Annotated in this window: 13 protein-coding genes and 4 pseudogenes; 10 read left to right on the plus strand and 7 right to left on the minus strand. The window is 34.2% G+C overall.

Annotated features, from left to right (window positions below; all coding sequences use genetic code 11):
• Positions 1 to 20: 20 nt before the first annotated feature.
• Both modB and CS889_RS02325 read left to right on the plus strand, forming a co-directional pair.
• Positions 21 to 695 (plus strand): molybdate ABC transporter permease subunit, encoded by a 675-nt coding sequence (gene modB, locus CS889_RS02320; protein ID WP_000349430.1) that lies wholly within the window; start codon positions 21 to 23, stop codon positions 693 to 695.
• Positions 692 to 1,489, plus strand: a complete 798-nt coding sequence (locus tag CS889_RS02325; protein WP_089086726.1) for an ATP-binding cassette domain-containing protein — start codon at positions 692 to 694, stop codon at positions 1,487 to 1,489. The genes modB and CS889_RS02325 overlap by 4 nt, the downstream gene beginning before the upstream one ends.
• Positions 1,490 to 1,606: 117 nt before the next feature.
• On the opposite strand, the gene gltX is transcribed toward CS889_RS02325, so the two are convergent.
• Complete coding sequence (gltX, locus tag CS889_RS02330) at positions 1,607 to 2,998, minus strand: glutamate--tRNA ligase (RefSeq protein ID WP_089086727.1); 1,392 nt, start codon at positions 2,996 to 2,998, stop codon at positions 1,607 to 1,609.
• A gap of 117 nt (positions 2,999 to 3,115) precedes the next feature.
• On the opposite strand from gltX, the gene hopJ reads away from it, so the two are divergent.
• The 7 genes and pseudogenes from hopJ (at position 3,116) to CS889_RS02365 (ending at position 13,957) form a co-directional block, all read left to right on the plus strand.
• Positions 3,116 to 4,228, plus strand: coding sequence for a Hop family outer membrane protein HopJ/HopK (hopJ, locus tag CS889_RS02335; protein ID WP_089086728.1), 1,113 nt, complete (start codon positions 3,116 to 3,118; stop codon positions 4,226 to 4,228).
• Positions 4,229 to 4,236: 8 nt separating this feature from the next.
• Positions 4,237 to 5,874: pseudogene (locus tag CS889_RS02340) on the plus strand (class I SAM-dependent methyltransferase).
• Positions 5,840 to 6,688: a glycosyltransferase family 9 protein gene (locus CS889_RS02345; protein ID WP_089086729.1), complete on the plus strand. Its 849-nt coding sequence runs from the start codon at positions 5,840 to 5,842 to the stop codon at positions 6,686 to 6,688. Before CS889_RS02340 ends, CS889_RS02345 begins: the two are co-directional and overlap by 35 nt.
• 45 nt (positions 6,689 to 6,733) lie before the next feature.
• Positions 6,734 to 8,533 carry a translational GTPase TypA gene (typA, locus tag CS889_RS02350; RefSeq protein ID WP_000790195.1) on the plus strand — a complete coding sequence of 600 codons (1,800 nt, stop codon included), beginning with the start codon at positions 6,734 to 6,736 and terminating at the stop codon, positions 8,531 to 8,533.
• A 15-nt stretch (positions 8,534 to 8,548) separates the two neighbouring features.
• Positions 8,549 to 8,946, plus strand: a pseudogene (locus CS889_RS02355) (DNA adenine methylase); the annotation flags it as partial.
• 757 nt (positions 8,947 to 9,703) lie between these two features.
• Complete coding sequence (locus tag CS889_RS02360; protein ID WP_089086730.1) at positions 9,704 to 11,737, plus strand: relaxase/mobilization nuclease domain-containing protein; 2,034 nt, start codon at positions 9,704 to 9,706, stop codon at positions 11,735 to 11,737.
• 1,152 nt (positions 11,738 to 12,889) lie between these two features.
• Positions 12,890 to 13,957 (plus strand): annotated as a pseudogene (locus CS889_RS02365) (tyrosine-type recombinase/integrase).
• A gap of 316 nt (positions 13,958 to 14,273) precedes the next feature.
• Here the strand turns inward: CS889_RS02365 and CS889_RS02370 are convergent.
• From CS889_RS02370 to CS889_RS02380, 3 genes are all read right to left on the minus strand, one after another.
• Positions 14,274 to 15,077 (minus strand): nucleotidyl transferase AbiEii/AbiGii toxin family protein, encoded by an 804-nt coding sequence (locus tag CS889_RS02370; protein WP_089086732.1) that lies wholly within the window; start codon positions 15,075 to 15,077, stop codon positions 14,274 to 14,276.
• Entirely contained in the window at positions 15,049 to 15,300 is a 252-nt protein-coding gene (locus tag CS889_RS02375; protein ID WP_000006537.1) for a hypothetical protein, read from the minus strand. Before CS889_RS02375 ends, CS889_RS02370 begins: the two co-directional genes overlap by 29 nt.
• A gap of 131 nt (positions 15,301 to 15,431) precedes the next feature.
• The gene (locus CS889_RS02380; RefSeq protein WP_001153463.1) at positions 15,432 to 16,112 is read right to left on the minus strand and encodes a hypothetical protein; all 681 of its coding nucleotides are present in this window, start codon (positions 16,110 to 16,112) and stop codon (positions 15,432 to 15,434) included.
• A gap of 220 nt (positions 16,113 to 16,332) precedes the next feature.
• Here CS889_RS02380 and CS889_RS02385 point away from each other — a divergent pair, with 220 nt between their 5' ends.
• Positions 16,333 to 17,346 (plus strand): hypothetical protein, encoded by a 1,014-nt coding sequence (locus CS889_RS02385; protein WP_089086733.1) that lies wholly within the window; start codon positions 16,333 to 16,335, stop codon positions 17,344 to 17,346.
• Positions 17,347 to 17,350: 4 nt separating this feature from the next.
• Here the strand turns inward: CS889_RS02385 and CS889_RS02390 are convergent.
• The 3 genes and pseudogenes from CS889_RS02390 to CS889_RS02400 all read right to left on the minus strand — a co-directional run bounded on the left by CS889_RS02390 (position 17,351) and on the right by CS889_RS02400 (position 21,316).
• A pseudogene (locus CS889_RS02390) lies at positions 17,351 to 18,627 on the minus strand (hypothetical protein).
• Entirely contained in the window at positions 18,624 to 19,886 is a 1,263-nt protein-coding gene (locus tag CS889_RS02395) for a type IV secretion system protein (RefSeq protein WP_089086734.1), read from the minus strand. Before CS889_RS02395 ends, CS889_RS02390 begins: the two are co-directional and overlap by 4 nt.
• Positions 19,883 to 21,316, minus strand: coding sequence for a hypothetical protein (locus CS889_RS02400; RefSeq protein ID WP_089086735.1), 1,434 nt, complete (start codon positions 21,314 to 21,316; stop codon positions 19,883 to 19,885). The genes CS889_RS02395 and CS889_RS02400 overlap by 4 nt, the downstream gene beginning before the upstream one ends.
• Between the last annotated feature and the right edge of the window lie 2 nt (positions 21,317 to 21,318).

The following is a 21,318-nucleotide window of genomic DNA, read 5'->3' on the forward strand; positions in this document are numbered from 1 at the left end:
CGCATTAAAAAAGGCGGATAATGGATCATGAGTTTTTGATTACCATGCGTTTGAGCTTTTCTTTAGCTTTGATTACCACCCTTATTTTACTCCCTATAGGGATTTTTTTGGGCTATTTTTTAAGCCTTAAACGCAATCTTTTAACGAGCTTAACAGAAACGCTTGTGTATATGCCTTTAGTTTTACCCCCAAGCGTGCTAGGGTTTTATCTCCTTTTAATCTTTTCGCCTTCTTCTTTTTTGGGAGCGTTTTTACAAGATGTATTCAATGTGAAACTCGTTTTTAGTTTCCAAGGGCTTATTTTAGGGAGCGTGATTTTTTCCTTGCCCTTTATGGTAAGCCCTATTAAAAGCGCGTTAATTTCCTTGCCAACTTCTTTAAAAGAAGCCAGTTATAGCTTGGGTAAAGGGGAATACTACACCCTTTTTTTCGTCCTACTCCCTAACATCAAACCCAGTTTATTGATGGCTATCATCACAACTTTTACGCACACTATAGGCGAATTTGGCGTGGTGATGATGCTTGGGGGTGATATATTAGGGGAAACAAGAGTGGCTAGCATTGCGATCTTTAACGAAGCTGAAGCGCTCAATTATTCTAAAGCCCATCAATACGCCTTAACGCTCACGCTTATCAGTTTTAGCCTCTTGTTTGTTACCCTATTTTTGAATAAAAAACAAAGCTCGTTTTTATGATAAAAGCGCGGTTTAAAAAACGCCTTTTAGGATCTAGGGGCGCGTTTGATTTGAATATAGACTTAGAAATTAAAGAAGCAGAAGTTGTCGCTTTATTAGGAGAATCGGGTGCGGGTAAAAGCACGATTTTACGCATTTTAGCAGGGCTTGAAGCGGTGAGTAGTGGCTATATTGAAGCCAATCATTCAGTGTGGCTAGACACTCAAAAAAAGATTTTTTTAAAACCACAACAACGAAAAATCGGCTTTGTGTTTCAAGATTACGCCCTATTCCCTCATTTAAACGTGTATCAAAACATCGCCTTTGCTCACCCTAAAGATAAAAATAAAATCCACGAAGTGTTACGCTTAATGCGTTTAGAAAACCTAAGCCAGCAAAAAATTCCCAAACTCTCTGGCGGGCAAGCCCAACGAGTCGCTTTAGCAAGAGCTTTAATCGCAGCCAAGAATTTATTGCTTTTAGATGAGCCTTTAAACGCCCTAGATAACGCCTTAAAAAACGAGGTGCAACAAGGCTTGCTTGATTTTATCAAGCGTGAAAATTTAAGCGTGTTATTAGTCAGTCATAACCCAAACGAAATAACCAAACTCGCGCGAACTTTCCTCTTTTTAAACAATGGCGTTATCAATCCTAATCAAGAAAATCGGCTTTTTTCAAACCGCTTATTGGTAAAACCTCTCTTTGAAGATGAAAATTATTGCCATTATGAGATCATTCCTCAAACGATCAGTTTGCCCAAAGATTGTCCGAACCCAACTTTTAAGCTTGATTTCAATCAAGGCAAAAAATTTTAGAAATATTTTTTTATTTTTCTCTTGAAACCCTCTTATTTTTCAAAAAAAGTTGCTTATCACAGCCGCTAAAATCAAGCCCTTTTATTATCAGCGTTCCATGAAAACAGAGCCAATTTTTTAGCTTTTCAAAAATGCCTCTATCCTTTTGACGCTCTCTGTTTTGCCTAAAATAAAAAGCGCTTCTTTAAGGCCTATCCCGCCCCCCTTGCCCAAAAGGGCCAATCTTAAAGGCTGCATGAAATGGCCCGCTTTAATCTTTTCTTCTTCAATGATTTGGTGCATGGCGTTTTCTAGCGTGCTTTCATCGTTGAAATCAGCTTTATCTAACGCCAATTTAAATTTTTCTAACAAAGGCATGACAAGCGCTTGATTGAGTTTTTTAAAAACCTTTTCTTCATACTCTATAGGAGCGGTTAAAACCTCATCTATTTTAAGGGCTAATTCTTTTAGGGTTTGAGATCTTTCTTTGAGGGCGTCCAACAAGCGATCCAATTGAGCGGGGTTTAAATGAGAAAGATCGCTAAAACTAAAAGGTTTTAAAAGTTTTAATAATTCCTGTGCGCTTTGGTTTTTCAAATAATGAGCGTTGAGCCAATTAAGCTTGTGCCAGCTAAAGCAACTGGGCGAAGAATTTAAATCTTTAGGGTCAAACCATTCCAATAATTCTTGCATGCTAAAAATCTCTTTATCTTGATAGCTCCACCCCAAACGCGCTAAAAAATTCACTAAAGCTTCCTTAAGATAGCCCATTTCTTGATAGTCCATCACATTAGTGGCCCCATGGCGTTTGCTTAATTTTTGCCCTTCTTCATTCAAAATCATCGGCACATGGAAAAAATTAGGGATTTTAAAATTCAAAGCCTTATAGAGAACGATTTGTTTAGGGGTGTTAGAAAGGTGATCATCGCCTCTAATCACATCAGTAATCCCCATTAAAGCGTCATCAATAGTAACCACAAAATTATAAGTGGGCGTCCCATCGCTCCTGGCGATGATAAAATCGTCTATTTCGTTAGTGTTCACTCTCACTTCGCCTTTAACCCCGTCATTAAAAACAATCACCTCATTTTGGGGGACTTTGATCCTTACCACAGGTTCTATGCCTTTAGGAGGCGTGCCTTTAAAATCACGATAACGATTGTCATAGCGTGGGGTTTCTTTCCTGGCTTTTTGTTCTTCTCTCAAAGCGTCCAATTCATCTTTACTCATGTAACAATAATAGGCTTTGTCTTCATCTAAGAGTTTTTGGATGTATTCTTTATAAATTTCAAAGCGTTTGGATTGATAGAGGATTTCTCCATCGTGTTCCAGCCCCACCCATTTGAAAGCTTCTACAATGGCGTTAGCCGCTTCTATGGAGTTACGACTCAAATCCGTGTCTTCAATGCGTAAAAAAAACTTTCCTTGATTGGCTCGTGCAAAAAGATAATTGAAAATGGCTGTCCTTAAGCCTCCTATGTGGAGGTAGCCAGTGGGCGATGGAGCGAAGCGCGTAACGATCAAACTCATTATTCTAACCTTAATAATAAAATGTTCTTATTGTATTCAAAAATGGCTTAAAAATTGTTTCACTTTTTTCTATTAAAATTAGTGTATCATTGAGATTATTTTTAATTAGGATCACCCATGCAATTTCAAAAAACCTTATCTTCTTTATCTTTATTATTTTTATCTCTATCTTTATCTTATTGTATCGCTGAAGAAAATGGGGCGTATGCGAGCGTGGGTTTTGAATATTCCATCAGTCATGCCGTTGAACACAATAACCCCTTTTTGAATCAAGAACGCATCCAAACGATCTCTAACGCTCAAAATCAAATCAATAAACTCAATCAAGTCAAAAACGAAATCACAAACATGCCCAACACCTTTAACTACATCAACAACGCTTTAAAAAACAATGCTAAACTAACCCCCACTGAAAAGCAAGCCGAAACCTACTACCTGCAATCCACGCTTCAAAACATTGAAAAAATAATGATGCTTAGCGGGGGCGTTGCGTCTAACCTTAAATTAGCCCAAGCGTTAGAAAACATGAAAAAACCCACCACTAACCCTTTAGAATTGGTAGAAAACTTAAAAAATTTAGAATTACAATTCACCCAATCTCAAAACAACATGCTTTCTTCTTTGTCTTCTCAGATCGCTCAAATTTCAAATTCCTTAAACGCGCTTGATCCTAACTCTTATTCTAAAAACGTTTCAAGCATGTATGGGGTAGGTTTGAGCGTAGGGTATAAGCATTTCTTTACCAAGAAAAAAAATCAAGGGTTTCGCTATTACTTGTTCTATGACTATGGTTACACTAATTTTGGTTTTGTGGGTAATGGCTTTGATGGTTTAGGCAAAATGAATAACCACCTCTATGGGCTTGGCATAGATTATCTTTTCAATTTCATTGATAACGCACAAAAACATTCGAGCGTGGGGTTTTATGCGGGTTTTGCTTTAGCGGGGAGTTCGTGGGTAGGGAGTGGTTTAGGCATGTGGGTGAGTCAAATGGATTTCATCAACAACTACTTGACGGGTTATCAGGCTAAAATGCACACGAGTTTTTTCCAAATCCCTTTGAATTTTGGGGTTCGTGTGAATGTGGATAGGCACAATGGCTTTGAAATGGGCTTAAAGATCCCTTTAGCGGTCAATTCCTTTTATGAAACGCATGGCAAAGGGTTAAATACCTCTCTCTTTTTCAAACGCCTTGTCATGTTTAACGTGAGTTACGTTTATAGTTTTTAGGGGGGAAAATGCCTTCAAACGCTCTTTTGATTGAAGAAATCGCTCATTTAATCAATGTTTCTCATAGCAGCGTGCGTAATTGGATCAAAACCAATCTTTTAGAGAAACTAGAAATTGATCATAAAATTTATGTGAAAACGAGTTCTTTTTTAGATTTTTGCCGCAACCATTTAGGGAAAAACAAGCTTAACAAATACGCTAACAAATCCTTAAAAAGCGTGCATAACCATCAAGAATTGATTTTAAAATACCTAGAAATGTTAGAAAATAGCTCTGATTTAGAAAAGTTGGGTTCTTATTATGAAAAAGAGCTTTCCAATACCACCAGAAATTTAGAAGGCATTTACTACACTCCTAACAGGATAGTAGAACAACTTTTCACTCTCCCTAAAGATTTTGATACCTCCCAAGCGATTTTTTGCGATCCGGCTGTGGGGAGCGGGAATTTTATCATGCATGCTTTAAAACTGGGGTTTAAGGTTGAAAATATCTATGGCTATGATACAGACGCCTTTGCTGTCGCTTTGACTAAAAAGCGTATTAAAGAGCGTTATCGTTTAGATTGCCCTAATATCATGCAAAAAGATTTTTTGAGTTTAAAACACACCCCACAATTTGATTGCATTTTCACTAACCCGCCATGGGGTAAGAAATACGATCAAAACCAAAAAGAAAATTTCAAACAGCAATTCAACCTCTCTCAAAGCCTAGATAGTGCGTCGCTCTTTTTTATGGCGAGTTTGAATTGCTTAAAAGAAAACGCTCATTTAGGGCTATTATTGCCCGAAAGTTGTTTGAATATTGATGCGTTCAGTAAAATGCGAGAAGTGGCTCTGAAGTTTCAAATGAGAAGCCTGATTGATTTTAACAAACCTTTTAAAAATCTAATGACTAAGGCTGTGGGTTTAACGCTTAAAAAAACCCCTAACAAGGATCAAAAAATCTCATGCTTTTATCAAAATAGCAAGTTCAAACGCTCGCCTTCTTCTTTTTTCAACAACCCTAAAAAGATTTTTAATATCCATTGCTCTAATAAAGAAAATAAAATTTTAGACCACCTTTTTTCCATTCCTCATATGACTTTAAAAAATAACGCTCATTTTGCTTTAGGGATTGTTACAGGTAACAATGAATAAAAATTACACCCCAAACAAGAAAAAAATACCATTCCTATTTTTAGGGGTTCAGATATTTTAAAAGACGGATTAAAAGCCCCTAGCCAATTCATTAACGCTGATTTAAAAGACTGCCAGCAAGTCGCTCCCTTAAGCCTTTATCAGGCTAGAGAAAAAATCGTGTATAAATTCATTTCTTCAAAACTGGTCTTTTTTTATGACAATAAGCAACGCCTTTTTTTAAACAGCGCGAACATGTTTGTTTTAAAAGAAAATTTTCCTATCAACGCTCATGCGTTAAAAGAATTGTTAAACAGCGATTTAATGCAATTCATTTTTGAATCGCTTTTTAAAACGCATAAAATTTTAAGAAAAGATTTGGAATGTTTGCCCCTATTTGTGCAATTTATTAACAATGGTTTTGATGAAAAATTTTATTTAAAAAATTTAGGGATAGAAAAAAAAGACCCTAAACATTTCACAATCAGGAAAAACCATGCGCATCGCTTGTCTTTTAGCTTTAGGGGATAACCTCATCACGCTTAGCCTTTTAAAAGAAATCGCTCTCAAACAGCAACAACCCCTTAAAATCCTAGGCACTCGTTTGACTTTAAAAATCGCCAAGCTTTTAGAATGCGAAAAACATTTTGAAATCATTCCTGTTTTTGAAAATGTCCCCGCTTTTTATGATCTTAAAAAACAAGGCGTTTTTTTGGCGATGAAGGATTTTTTATGGTTATTAAAAGCGCTTAAGAAGCACAAAATCAAACATTTGATTTTAGAAAAACAAGATTTTAGAAGTTTTCTTTTATCCCAATTCATTCCCATAACCACTCCAAATAAAGAAATTAAAAACGTTTATCAAAACCGCCAGGAGTTGTTTTCTCAAATTTATGGGCATGTTTTTGATAACCCTCCATATCCCATGAATTTAAAAAACCCCAAAAAGATTTTGATCAACCCTTTCACAAGAGAAAATGATAGGAATATTTCTTTAGAGCATTTAAAAATCGTTTTAAAACTTTTAAAGCCCTTTTGTGTTACGCTTTTAGATTTTGAAGAACGATACGCTTTTTTACAAGATGAAGTTACTCATTATCGCGCTAAAACCAGTTTAGAAGAAGTTAAAAACCTGATTTTAGAAAGCGATTTGTATATAGGGGGGGATTCGTTTTTAATCCATTTGGCTTACTATTTAAAGAAAAATTATTTTATCTTTTTTTATAGGGATAATGACGATTTCATGCCACCTAATAGTGGGAATGAGAATTTTCTAAAAGCCCATAAAAGCCATTTCATAGAACAGGATTTAGCCAAAAAATTCCGCCATTTGGGGCTATTATAATATTGTGTTATACTTCTAATTTCAATTTTGCTTGTTAGGACATTCATGAAAAATATTAGAAATATCGCTGTAATCGCGCATGTTGATCATGGGAAAACCACTCTGGTAGATGGCTTACTTTCTCAATCTGGCACATTTAGTGAGAGGGAAAAAGTGGATGAAAGGGTGATGGATAGCAACGATTTAGAGAAAGAAAGAGGGATCACTATCCTGTCTAAAAACACCGCTATTTATTACAAAGACACTAAAATCAATATCATTGACACTCCCGGGCATGCTGATTTTGGGGGCGAAGTGGAGCGCGTTTTAAAAATGGTGGATGGGGTGTTGCTTTTAGTGGACGCTCAAGAAGGGGTCATGCCTCAAACTAAATTCGTGGTTAAAAAGGCTTTGAGTTTTGGGATTTGCCCTATTGTGGTGGTGAATAAAATTGATAAGCCTGCCGCTGAACCGGACAGAGTGGTGGATGAAGTTTTTGACTTGTTCGTAGCGATGGGGGCTAGCGATAAGCAATTGGATTTCCCTGTGGTGTATGCTGCTGCTAGAGACGGCTATGCGATGAAAAGTTTAGACGATGAAAAGAAAAATTTAGAGCCTTTGTTTGAAACGATTTTAGAGCATGTGCCAAGCCCTAGCGGGAGCGTTGATGAGCCTTTGCAAATGCAAATTTTCACGCTTGATTATGACAATTATGTAGGCAAAATCGGTATCGCTAGAGTGTTTAATGGCTCGGTTAAAAAGAATGAAAGCGTGCTGTTGATGAAAAGCGATGGGAGTAAAGAAAATGGCCGTATCACTAAGCTTATAGGCTTTTTAGGGCTGGCTAGGACTGAGATTGAAAACGCTTATGCGGGCGATATTGTAGCGCTTGCTGGGTTTAACGCAATGGATGTGGGCGATAGCGTCGTTGATCCCACTAACCCCATGCCTTTAGATCCCATGCATTTAGAAGAGCCTACAATGAGCGTGTATTTTGCTGTCAATGATTCGCCCTTAGCCGGGTTAGAAGGAAAGCATGTTACTGCCAATAAATTAAAAGACAGGCTCTTAAAAGAAATGCAAACCAATATCGCTATGAAATGCGAAGAAATGGGCGAAGGCAAGTTTAAAGTGAGCGGGCGTGGGGAATTGCAAATCACTATTTTAGCTGAAAATTTACGCCGTGAAGGATTCGAGTTTAGCATTTCACGCCCTGAAGTCATCATTAAAGAAGAAAATGGCGTTAAATGCGAGCCTTTTGAGCATTTAGTGATTGACACGCCCCAAGATTTTAGCGGGGCTATCATTGAGAGATTGGGCAAAAGAAAAGCCGAAATGAAAGCGATGAATCCCATGAGCGATGGCTATACAAGATTAGAATTTGAAATTCCTGCAAGAGGGCTTATCGGTTACAGGAGCGAGTTTTTAACCGACACTAAGGGCGAAGGCGTGATGAATCATAGCTTTTTGGAATTCCGCCCTTTTAGCGGGAGCGTGGAATCGCGCAAAAATGGGGCGCTCATTAGCATGGAAAATGGCGAAGCGACCGCTTTTTCCCTTTTCAATATCCAAGAAAGAGGCGCGCTTTTTATCAACCCCCAAACGAAGGTTTATGTGGGCATGGTTATTGGCGAACACAGCCGGGATAATGATTTAGATGTCAATCCTATCAAATCCAAGCACTTAACCAACATGAGAGCGAGCGGGAGCGATGATGCGATCAAACTCACCCCGCCTAGGACTATGGTGTTAGAAAGGGCGTTAGAATGGATTGAAGAAGATGAGATTTTAGAAGTTACCCCCTTGAATTTAAGGATCAGAAAAAAGATTTTAGACCCCAACATGAGGAAAAGAGCGAAGAAATAAATAGAATTTTTTGGAATGCATGCCAATTTATTCAACCAAAACGCTAGTAAAAAAGACATTTTTTTGCACAATTTACGCTCTAATAATGGGCGTTACAAACGCTATGTAAAAGCCCCTTTAAGATATGGTGGGGCAAGTCTTTAGCTGTAGGGTTAATAGTGGAGTGTATACCTAATGGTGTGCGTAGGGTTATTAGCCCTTTTATAGGTGGGGGGAGCGTAGAAATTGCATGCGCGACAGAGTTGGGTTTAGAAGTGTTAGGCTTTGATATTTTTGATATTTTAGTGAATTTTTATCAAGCGCTGCTCAAAGACAAACAAGCTCTTTATAACAGCTTGCTTTCTTTAGAACCTACGCAAGAAACTTACAGCATTATCAAACAAGAGTTAAAAGCCCATTATAAAAAAGAATGTAAGTTTTAAGTGTTCTCTAAGTTTCAATCTAAGTCAATTAAAAAATCATTGAAAATGTAGCATAAATTTTTTAAACAAAAGCTTAAAGAATAATTTCATTCCTTTAATATTGATTGTGAGTTCTTATGAAATGGGCTGGTAGTTCTTATATGAGTTGCTAGTAAGTTTTAATGGTGTTTTGCTCCTAGTTCTTAATCATACAAGCAACCTAGTTCATATCATTAGAGCAGATAAGTTCTTAATCTATTTTCCCCTTAGTTCTTTGCTTAATGTGAGCTATTAGGTTCTAACTTGTGGCTTTTAGTTTTTATCGTGTAGCCCTTAGTTCCCTAATTGTTGCTTACAAGTTCTTACTACTTGCTTGTCAGTTCATAGCATTTAGCTTGCAAGTTCTTATTGGTAGGCTGTAAGTTCTTTTGCTTGTGCTATAAAGTTTTCATTCTATTAGCAAAAACCCTTATTTTTTAAAAATCTAGCTCCAAGTCCCTTGAATACGAAGTTTTAACCATATGTGTACGCACACATGGTGTTATCCTGCACCTTTTTGATTTAGTTCTAATTTCAATTCTTTGTGCTATGCTACAAAGAATTGAAAAATCGCTAGATTTAAAATCAAAAGTCTAGCTCTTAAATTAGCGTTAGCTTGAATAAAATTTGGGCGTTTTAAATGCCTTGTTAGTAAGGGAAAGAAGTTTAGCTTGAAAGTGTGCGAATTAGATAAAAATTTAGCAATGTTGTTAAGTCTTAAAGGGTTTGTATGCTAGATAGGGCTATATTAGATACTAAGCTAGATAGTCGCCCTATGGACTTATCTTTCTTAGATGATATTTTAAAGCATATGCAAAAGCCTAGATTTAGTGATAGCGATAAAGTAGATAAAAGATTGCTCATTAAGTTCAATCAATTTAACCCTAATTCAAAGTTTATTAAATCTAATCTAGTTGGCACAAAAACAGCTAGTCCTGTGCTTATTAAAAACATAGGGCAAATGAAACGCTCCCACTTAGAAAATGCCCTAAATTATGCTTTAGAAAATAGCGAAACAGCTTACAATGAAATGTTTTTAGAATGCGATAAGCAATTCATCTTAGAGAGTTGGCTCAATGACTTTGATTTGACTAAAGATTATAACGAGACTATGCACTTAGTTTTTTCTATCAAAGATAAGCCAGATGAAGAGACAATGCAAGGGCTTTTACATTCTACTTGGGAGAGCTTAAAAATAAGATTGCCTGAATACAAGTTTGCCCTTGTGCCACACGCTCATCAAGACCATGCCCATATCCATTGTTTTATCAATAAGACTAATCAGCTCACACGAAGAAGACTGCGTTTTAAGGGGCATGAAGATTGTAAAGAATTTTTTAATGAATTAAGAAGTGAGTTTGCTTATAGGTTGAATGACCACTTATTGAGCGAAGAATACTTGTATGTCAATGAGCCAAAACTTAAAGAGCTAGACAATATCAAACAACAATTACAAGACTTGGAAAAAGAAGAAAAAGCCTTAGAACAAATCAAATCCCCACAAGATGAGTGGGACTTAAACAAGGCTTTACAAAGCGAGTATTTACAAGAACTCAAATATAAAAACAAAGCAAAAGCCCTAGACATTCAAAATAACCACAGCACCCCTTTAAAACAAAAGATTTCTGAATTTAAAATCGCTCTGTTTAATCACAAAGACACAAGCGATGACGAAAAAGAACAGCTAGATATTGACAGGATAGATAAGAGAAAACCAGTAAGCGAACACTTAAAAAACACTAACAAACACGAGCTATACGAACTCTTAGGCTTTTATCAAAAAGAATTAGATAAAAAACAAAACCATTCAGCCTTTAAGAATTTTGCTATTCTCAATGGTTTAGACAGAGACTTTGAAAGAGAGACTAAGGGCTATTCTGTTTTAAAGAAAAAAGAAATGCTTTTAAATAAGCTTGAACACCTAGACAAACGCCTTTTAGATAAAAACTCACACTTACTATTAGCCCAGCTAAGAAATGAAGTTAAAACCAAGCAAAACACCCAATACAACACTCTAACTAATCCTATTCTTTTAGCCAAAGCCTTAGAACTTTCTAAAGATAAACGCCCCACTCTCAAAACTTTTAAAAGCGCTTATTTTAGTGCTAGAAAATATCAATTCATGCTAGAGAGCTTTAAAACTAAGCAAAATGACCCCACTTACAAGCTTAATGATAACACTTATGAGCTAGTGAGTAAGCAACTACAAGACTATCAAAACACCATGCTTTTATTAGCCAAAGAGAGATTACTTTTTTTAGAACAAGATTTAAAACAAAAAGAAGAAGAGTTTGAAAGAGCCAAAGAACATTATGTGAAATCTTTAAAACATTATAGAGAAACTTCATTGTCTCCAAAAGAAAAACAAGGCTTTCTCAAACAAATTAAACAATTTTCTAAAATTTCTAAGGATATTCTCTATACTTGTAATGAAATCATAGGAGCTAATAGGTTTTTAACCCACTATGACAACCTAAACCTTGAAAAAGTCCTAGAACACGCTAAAGATACTAAGCTAGAGCAAAAAGAAATTCAAGCTATCACAAAAGAGCCTAATAACGATGAGCCTTGGATTGAGTTTGGTAAAAAAGAACAAGCTAGAGCTAAAGCACACTATCAAGCTATGCTAGAAAAAGAAAAAGCTAAAGAATTAGCTAAACAACAAGCTAACACCTTGCACTCTAATGAGCTTGATGATGACCCTAAAGCTCATGTTGGATTAAAACAAAATGACAACACAAACTTTAAAGGGCGTAATAGATAATGCTCTCAAGCGATGATTGCCTTTAATGTTCTTAATAAAGAATATACCCTTTGATTAAAGGGTATATTCTTGTTCTTTTCACAAATTAGCTTATTTAAACAGATATACAAATAAAGCACTCTAAAATGCCCTACAATCAAAATAAAGCCATAAGATAAGACAAACTATTAACCTAAAAACTAAAACGCTTTAAAACGCCTTGTAGAGCTTAAATTTTTCTTAAGTAGCACGCAAAAATTTAAAACCTTAAAGTTTTCTTAAACATAATCATAAAGCAAGTTTAAACCTAACCCTTGAACCTACTATCAAATCAAACTTAACTCTTTTAATACTAAGAGCTAGAAACAAACCTTAACCCTACACACTCTAAACAAAAACCTTTCTAATCCTAAATGCTAATGAAACAAACCGCTTACAACCTAACTTAAATAACACAAGCCTTGACTAATCATTCCTTCCACAACTAACATGTCATTGATAGGTAATTCCTATTTTTCTTTTATTTTGATTTTGTTCTTATTTTTACTAATAAAAGAAATTAAAAACTTTCCTTAAACTAAACCTAGCCACAACTAACCTTATGGCTCTTTCAGTCAGTTTGTCTCTTTTAATCAAAAGTTCTTTTTTTTGATTTTTCTTTTTTCCTTTAGCAAGTTCCTAGTTGTCTAATTTAATCAAGTTTTTTAAAAAAAAGAAATCCCCCTCATGACATGATATTTACTAATAACATGTTTACTCAATAGGTTAGGAAAGAAAGGTAAACCTTTCTTTCCCTTAATATTTTTATAACTATACGGAACTTAAGTTCCGCTTTCATATCTAATACCCATAAACACGCACTTCTTAACCTTAAAAAGCGCTTAAAGCTTACTTTCAAAAACTATTTAATCGTTGATAAATTCAATTTTTGTATTTAGTGAGTAATGCAAATAACTATGTATTTGATTATTTACTTTTAAGGGGGCGAAATTTTGCTTTTATGCCTTAGTTAAAAGCGGAACTTTTTAGAGATTTAGATTTAAAGGCGGAATTTCAAATCTCTAAGGAGCCATGCAAAATTTTTAAAAATACCGCTTTTAGAACCTAACAAACTAAAAAACATAAAACTCTCATTCTTTAAGATTTCTTTTTATATTTTAATAAGGGAGCAATATGCCACATAACAAACTCACTAAATCTCAGAGAGAACTCTTTTGTAATCTCAAAGCCTTTTTATACACTAAGGCTAAAAACTTCACGCCCATTCAAGATGTGAAGGATATGGCTTTAATCCTAGACACACAAGCTAAAATCTTAAAATGTCATAATATAGAGCAATTAAAACAACTCTGTCATATTCTTTATAATCAAGGCATTAAACACACTATAATGATGCAAGGCTTGTTTTTATTCTTTAACTATTTTAAAGATAATCTCAAATTAAGAAGTTTTAGAATGCTTAGCGAAGAGCAAGTGATTAACTTTCTCTTTGAACTCGCTCAAAATAGAAAACCCAGCTCTATGGCTAAGTATGTGATGTATTTAAGACAATTCTTTGATTATTTGGATAGAAAAAGGCGTTATGGCTTTGATTTTACGCTTAAAAACCTAGCCTTTGCTAAGACCAAAGAAAGCTTACCCAGACATTTAAACGATAAAGACTTAAAGAGTTTTTTAAAAACACTCTTAGACTATAAGCCAGCTACAAGCTTTGAAAAACGCAATAAGTGTATTCTACTTATTGTAATACTTGGGGGACTTAGAAAATGCGAAGTGTTAAACATAGAATTAAAACACATTCAAGTAGAAGAGCAAAACTACTCTATTTTAATTCAAGGTAAAGGTAGAAAAGAGAGAAAAGCTTATATTAAAAAGGGTTTGTTAGAACCAAGCTTGAATGCTTGACTTAGTGATGAATATAGACTAAAATATTTTAATGGGGCATATCTTTTTAAAAAAGACAAACAAAAAGCACAAAATTCTTTAACGCTTTATAACTTTATCCCCTTAATCTTTAAACTAGCTCAAATCAAACACTATAAGCAATATGGCACAGGCTTACATCTATTTAGGCATAGTTTTGCAACACTCATTTATCAAGAAACCCAAGACTTAGTTTTAACTTCAAGGGCGTTAGGGCATAGCTCCTTACTCTCTACTAAGATTTATATTCATACCACACAAGAGCATAACAAGAAAGTGGCTCTTGTGTTTGATAGTTTGATAGAGAACAAGAAGTAAGGTGGTTAAAATTGATTAGGTAGTTTAGTGTAATTAGTTTAAATAATCTTATTAAGATAAATAATCTAGCATTAGATAATTTTAATTAACTATTTAATGTTTTATTGCTAATTAAAAATGATTAGTTTTATAAGGGTTGTTAAAATCATTGAGATTTTATAGAGTTAGCTTAAATTACAAAATATTCTAAAAACAATGTAATTATAGATTATTGTTACTCATTAAGAATATATTTGATTAACAATACAAATAACTAAATTCTATTAAATACTGATAGATTAACTAAAGCCATTAAATACCTACTTAACAAGATTGTTTATCGTCTACGCTTAGGTGTGGGGGTGTATTCATTGGAATTGTCTAAATCATCTGCGTTGTCATGGGAATTTGAGTAAGTCGCTGTTTTAATTTGGTCTATTTTGTCTATTAAAAAATCATAAGCATTTAAAGAAAGGTCTTTATAGTGTGAAATGGGTTCTACCATATCTGTTTCTATGCTATAACGCTTTTTATCTAACTCTTGCAAAGAATTTTGAAGAGTTAGTAAGTCTTGCTTAGTTATTTTTTGAGAACTTAAAAGCTTGTCAAATAAATTATTGTCATTATGCAAAGCCACTGCTATATCAAAAATATCTCTTGTTTTATTATCAGTTTTTCTAAAAGTAATCTTTTTAGCGATAATATTTTCTAAACTTTCTATATAAATATCAAAAGCAAAAATCTTTTTAGAATTATCTACATATCCCTCATTACTAGCATAATCCACTAAAACATCTATTTTAATGTTGTCTTTATTCGTTACGCCTATATGATTATGTTGGTCTATGTATCTTGTGCTATCAAAATGACTGCAATTATCTATCCATAATTTAGGGCTAAAAAATCCCAAACATTGAGCATCATTGACAAACAAATCAATATCAAAGCTTAATCTATGCTGGAAGTAATACATGCTCAAAGCTGTGCCTCCTCCAAACTTAATACTACTAGGATTAAGCCCTAAATTCAAAGCATTTTTAATAATGGGATAAAATTGTTCTAGGGCTTGAATTTGAGCTTGAAAGTTGTTTTTGATAAAACTAAGGCTCTTTTCATTGATAGGGATTGATAGAAAGAACATGTAAAATATTCTCCATAGGAATGTGATAGTCTTGTGAAAACCATTCTATTTCTTGCTCTAGTGCCTCTGTTTGAATTGTGCCTATAATATACTTGTCAGTATTGCTTAGATTAGTTGTTTTTTTATCCATAAAAAGCCCTATAAGATACTCTAAACTCACATGCTTATCTTTATTGCCAATAGAGTTATTGATTGTAGCTAATAACATAGGGGCAAATGACATTTTTATCCTCCCTAAATTGATTTGATTGTAGTTTAGCAAATTTTGTGTTGGTTTTGGTTTGACTTATAATGATTGTTTAGCTATAATACGCCTACATTCGTAGGGCTGACCGAAGCCCACTTTCTTATAGCTTATAGACTACTTAGTTTTTCCAAGTCTTTGTTTCCAATACTTTTGATTAAATCATCTAAAAATGAAACAATTTTGTTAGGCATGATACTAAAGTTGAAACTTTTACTTGTAGGCTTTTCTAATTCTCTGATAAAGCGTGTTGTAATGCGTGGGCGGTTGTTTGCCCTTAGCTTTAGTAAATTTTCCCAATGATACGCACGATTTCTAATTGTCCATAGTAAGTTTAAAGCAATATAGGCTTTAGCATAATTAGAAAGATGTTGTTTTCTACCCTTAATAAGCAAAGTATCCTTATTATCTTTGTAATAAGCCTTAAGACTATAGGCTCTCAAATCTAATGCTACCCCCTCTAATTTGTAAAAAAAGATAAGCTTAATCACCGCTTCTAAAGACATTTTAGACAAGACCAAAGAATGCGTGATTTCTTTTTTCTTGTCTTTCAATTCTTCTATTAAGGGGATTAAAGAAACTTCATCAAACACCCACTCATTCCCTTTAATTTGAGTTAGGCAATAATCTAGTGCGTTGCGTAAGTAAATCTCTAAATTAGAGATTTTAGGTGTGATTAGACTAATGAGCTTTAAATTTTCTTTGTATTGTTCTAGGTTGTCATAAGTCTCTAGTCTGTCTTTGGATAGAATGAGCGTAATATCGTTTTTGAAATCTTGTAAATCTTGCATAGTGTCTCTTAAAATAATTGTTAAACCAAATTATAACACAAACAAAATTAGTTATAAAAGATTGTTATTGCTTGTTAAGATAATATATAGTGAGTAATTAAAATAACCAAATTCTACTAAATACATACAAAATAACTTAATATTTAATTGTTATTAGTATTTCTTTAAATTTCTATGCTATAATGATTACAATTCAAGTTAAGTTAAAAGGAATAGAAAAATGATTAAATTAAATGGTTTGAATAAAACTTTAAAAACAAGCTTATTAGTTGGGGTTTTACTAGGTGCTACTGCTCCCTTAATGGCAAAGCCTTTATTAAGCGATGAAGACTTATTGAAACGAGTAAAACTACACAATATCAAAGAAGATACGCTGACTAGCTGTAATGCTAAGGTGGACGGCTCTCAATACTTGAATAGTGGTTGGAATTTATCTAAAGAATTTCCGCAAGAATATAGAGAAAAGATTTTTGAATGCGTAGAAGAAGAAAAACATAAACAAGCCCTTAATTTAATCAATAAAGAAGACACTAAAGATAAAGAAGAACTTGCAAAAAAAATCAAAGAAATTAAAGAAAAAGCTAAAGTTTTAAGGCAAAAATTTATGGCTTTTGAAATGAAAGAACACTCTAAAGAATTCCCAAATAAAAAGCAACTTCAAACCATGCTTGAGAACGCTTTTGATAATGGAGCTGAAAGTTTTATTGATGATTGGCACGAACGCTTTGGGGGTATAAGTAGAGAGAATACTTATAAAGCACTTGGCATTAAAGAATATAGTGATGAAGGAAAGATATTAGCCTTTGGTGAAAGAAGTTATATTAGACAATATAAAAAAGATTTTGAAGAAAGCACTTATGATACTAGACAAACCTTATCTGCTATGGCTAATATGAGTGGCGAAAACGATTATAAAATTACTTGGTTAAAACCCAAATATCAGCTCCATAGTTCAAATAATATTAAACCCTTAATGTCAAACACAGAGTTATTAAATATGATAGAGCTAACCAATATCAAAAAAGAATATGTTATGGGCTGTAATATGGAAATAGATGGTTCTAAATATCCCATTCATAAAGATTGGGGATTTTTTGGTAAGGCAAAAGTCCCAGAAACTTGGAGAAATAAGATTTGGGAATGTATTAAGAATAAAGTAAAGTCCTATGACAACACTACCGCTGAAATAGCAATAGTTTGGAAAAAAAATACTTATTCTGTCTCTCATTACTAAACCCTTAATCCCATATACTAAAAATGGGAAAACCAAATTGGTCAAATTTAACATTAGGGTTTTGAAAGTATATTCTAGCTCTTTCTCTTTCGTTTATTCTTTTTTGCGTTAATTGTTTGTCTATATGGTTTTCTTCTTTCCCAAAGCCATCATTATTTTGCCTAAAATAATCATCTGCCATAATCTCGCTTTGCATTGCCATTGTTTGATTTAAAAAGAGCATTTGATTGGTAATTTCTTTTAAATATTTTAGAGTAAGTAATTTAATCCTTTGGTTGAAATTTGCGTAGGCTTGGCTTTGAGCGTCTTTATTGGGGGCTTTGGTTAAATCAAGTGTGAGCGTTTGGATTTCTTGTTCTAATTCGTTATCTAAGCGAGTTGTCCTAAATACATTTTAATAGGGTCGCATTTACCTGTCTCTTTATTTTCTGTGCAATAATGTATCCCTTGCTTATTATGGTTAGCTGTAGGGTCAGTTACACCAAACTCAGTTTGTAGGACATCAAGTCTTTTTAGAAATGGGTCAAGTTTCTCTTTTAACTGCCTACTATCATTAACCTTTTTCTTTACTCTAAGCAAAAATCTTTGTTTTTGCTCTTCTGAGTTATTGCCTGTTGCTAAAAGAGCTTGCTCGCTTTCATAATTACTATCGTTTACCATTTTACACAACATTTCCCCCCACGCTCTACCACTCAATTCCCCAGCAAGTGATTGCATGTTTTCATGGCCACTGCTACTTAGAGATTGGATTAAATTTTGCACATCTCTTGCGGTTTGGGTTTGTTCGCCATTTTTGGTGATTAGGTTATTGAGATTTTTAAGATTGACAATCTTATTGTTAGTAAGAGCATTGACATTAAGCCAAGGGCATTGTTGCGATAAATACTTGTTTCTTAGCAAATTTTGTGTGTTCCAATTTTCTATGCTTTGCTTTAAATTCTCATAGTTGTATCTAATGCTTTGAAGTTGATACTGAGCGTTTTGTAAAACTTGCATAGGATTGGCTAAAGTGATAGCACTACTACTAATCAAAGAATTAGTCGTATTTATCATGTTATTGACTTTTTGTAACTGATTGACTTGAGCTTGAGCCTTAGAAATAATCTCTTCGTATCTTTTGATACTATCTACCATTTTGCCTATGATAGTGGCTTGACTTACATGGGTTTCTGGGTCATTGACAATCAAAGGAGTTTCCCCCTCTGCAAAGACACTTTTGCAACATAAAAGAGCGCTAAAAAGCGCACTAAAAATTGATTTTTTCATTTTTAAACCTTTCATTTGTTATTTTTATCATTATCAAATCCAAAGCCACTTTTAACACTTGCTACAAAGTGTCTCACACCAGCTTTAGCACTTCTTGCATTTACAGCATTTGCCCCTCCACTTAGTCCAGCAAGTCCAAGAGCTTTAGCTCCAGCTTGAAGTCCTGCTAGTCCGCCCCCAGCACTCTGATAGGCTTGCTTAACTTGATTAGCAACCATAACTGCACTACCCCCAAATACAGCTCCGCCTATTGTCATGCCAATTTTTTGCATCATTTCTGTTACTGCCCCCACGCCTCCACTTGTGCCAAAGATATTATTGATAAAATCAGGCACTCGTTTGACTAGAAAGAAACAAATCACAGAACCTAAAACAATAATGGTTAAAAAGCCTACAATAGAACTATGGGCTATATAAGAGTTCCAATCTCCTTTTAAGACATTGCCAAAGGCATCAATAATTTTTCCCTCATTTGCCATTTTATCCGCATTGCCATAAAAGCCTTGTGTGACTTCGTGTTTAGTGGGGATTAAAGCATTGGCTTTATAGATTATTCCATAATTAAAAAAAGCTACTAACATCATACAAGGTTTATAAAGAGTAAGGGAAATGAGCTTTTTAAGATAGCTAAATAACATGCCTTTGGTTTGGGGGATTAAACCTAAAGGCAATACAATTAAACCTAATGCTGACCACATAAAAATTTCTGCTGTAACTAATAACACAATAATAAGCAATAAGCCTAAAAACAATAATTCCCCTAAAATCACTAAAAGAAACATGATTATTTTAGGTATCATTGTGAGCCAATTAAACATGCTAATACCATCAAAAGCATTATCCCACAGATTAACTATCATTGCATAAGCACTTGAAACTAGATTGCCTATATTAAAGGTTTCACTAGGACTAGCATTAGCATTGGTAGGAATTTCTAAGCCATCATTTAAGCTTTGAGCGATAAGTATAGCAAGCTTTTCAGCTGGATAAAATATCGTGTTAATGAAGTAGGTGTTAAAATCATTAGGATTTCTAATCCCCCAATTGATAAACCCCACAAACACGATGAATACAACCACTCCCATAGCGGTTTTAAACTCAAACATATCGCCCTCTTTCACACGCTTATACGCCCATATTATAAATAAAATAGTAATAATGGTGTTTAAAATGAGTTGTGCATGAAAAAAGCTACCCACATGTTCAGCAAGACTTTTGGCTACTTTTTGAGATGGCTCAACAAACATGCCCATAAGGGTGTCAAAAATATTCATCGCCCCCTCCCTTTAACACAACTTTGTGCTTGTAAATTTTCTTTAGCATTTTCTAAAATGCCCTTAAGCCTTTCATTAAAGGGCTTAATGCTATCAATTTGTTCTAATTTATCCATGATATTTTCCTTTTCTTGTGTTGAAGTGTAGTTGTCTTTTAATTTTTCTAAAGAGCTTTCTAAAAACTCCGCCATAGTGTCAATGTTAATCGCCTTATTTTCTATAATGTGTGCTAATTTCAAATCATCATTACAATCTTTTGAAAAAGGCGTATAGATAGTGGGGAATTGCTGTGTAAGAGCATATAAAATACCCTCGCATTTTTCTTTGTATCCTTTACCCTTAATATCATTATCAAAGGCTAAGATGACATTAAAACTATCTTGTGGCTTATTAACAGGCTTAGGCTTTCTGTATTCTCTAGTTCTTTCAACTTGCTTGTTATAAATAAGAGTATTTTTTTCTCTTTGATAATTTTTAATAATGTCAGTGTAAGTCTCTACTACCACGCTATTAAAATCATCACTAGCCCTGCCTTGTCTCACTAATTCTTGCCATTGTTCTTCTTGTTTTAGATAATGGTTATACGCTCCTTGTTGTCGCCCTTTTAATTGCTTAAAAAAACTTTTTAAAAAGAGTTCTAATTTTTGTGCATTAAATTGCCCTGCGGTGCTAATTAAAACGCTCTCTTTAGGCTCTAAACCTTGTAACTCTAAATAAGCTAGACTATCAAAGATATTTTCAGTAACAATGACATTTTTAACTAAGCTTAAATTATTAGGGAACAAGACTTCTATGCCTTTACTTCCTTGTGCGATAGATTTTAATGGCTTGTCTCTTATGTTGCCCTCTTTGTCTGTGCTTAAGGGAGTATTTAGGCGTTTGTTAATCCCACACTGATGAATGGGTATGACATTAAGATTTTTATTCTCAAAAGCTAAATAGGTAGCAAGGATAAGATTATTAAAATTGTCCATTTTTAAATGCTCTTTATAAGGCTCTAATAGCTTTGTATCAATGCCACGCTTTTTAATGAGTGTAGCGTTTTGTAAATCATAGGGTTTAAGGTTTTTAAACTCATTGATGATTTTTTGAATTTCTTCGTTATTTTCGCTAGAGTTATCCCTTGCTTGTAGAGTATCTTTTTTATTGCGATAGCCTTCTAACTTCCCAGCGAGTAAGTCTTCAACGCTGATATTTCTATCCTTACAAAAAGTAATGATATTACCGACCTTATCGGTATGAGTTTCTTTGTAGGTGTAACTAATTGAGCCATCTTTATTTTGATTTTTAAAGATGACTAAACTTCCCTCTTCGTTTTCATGCTTTAAGCAAGGGTTATTCTTGCTATGCTTATTTTTGTTGATAACATAGCCATTATCTAATAAAATCTCATGCAAAGGCAAGGCAGTGAGATTAGGGATATAACTCATAG

Source organism: Helicobacter pylori (genome assembly GCF_900120335.1).
Lineage (GTDB): Bacteria > Campylobacterota > Campylobacteria > Campylobacterales > Helicobacteraceae > Helicobacter > Helicobacter pylori_BU.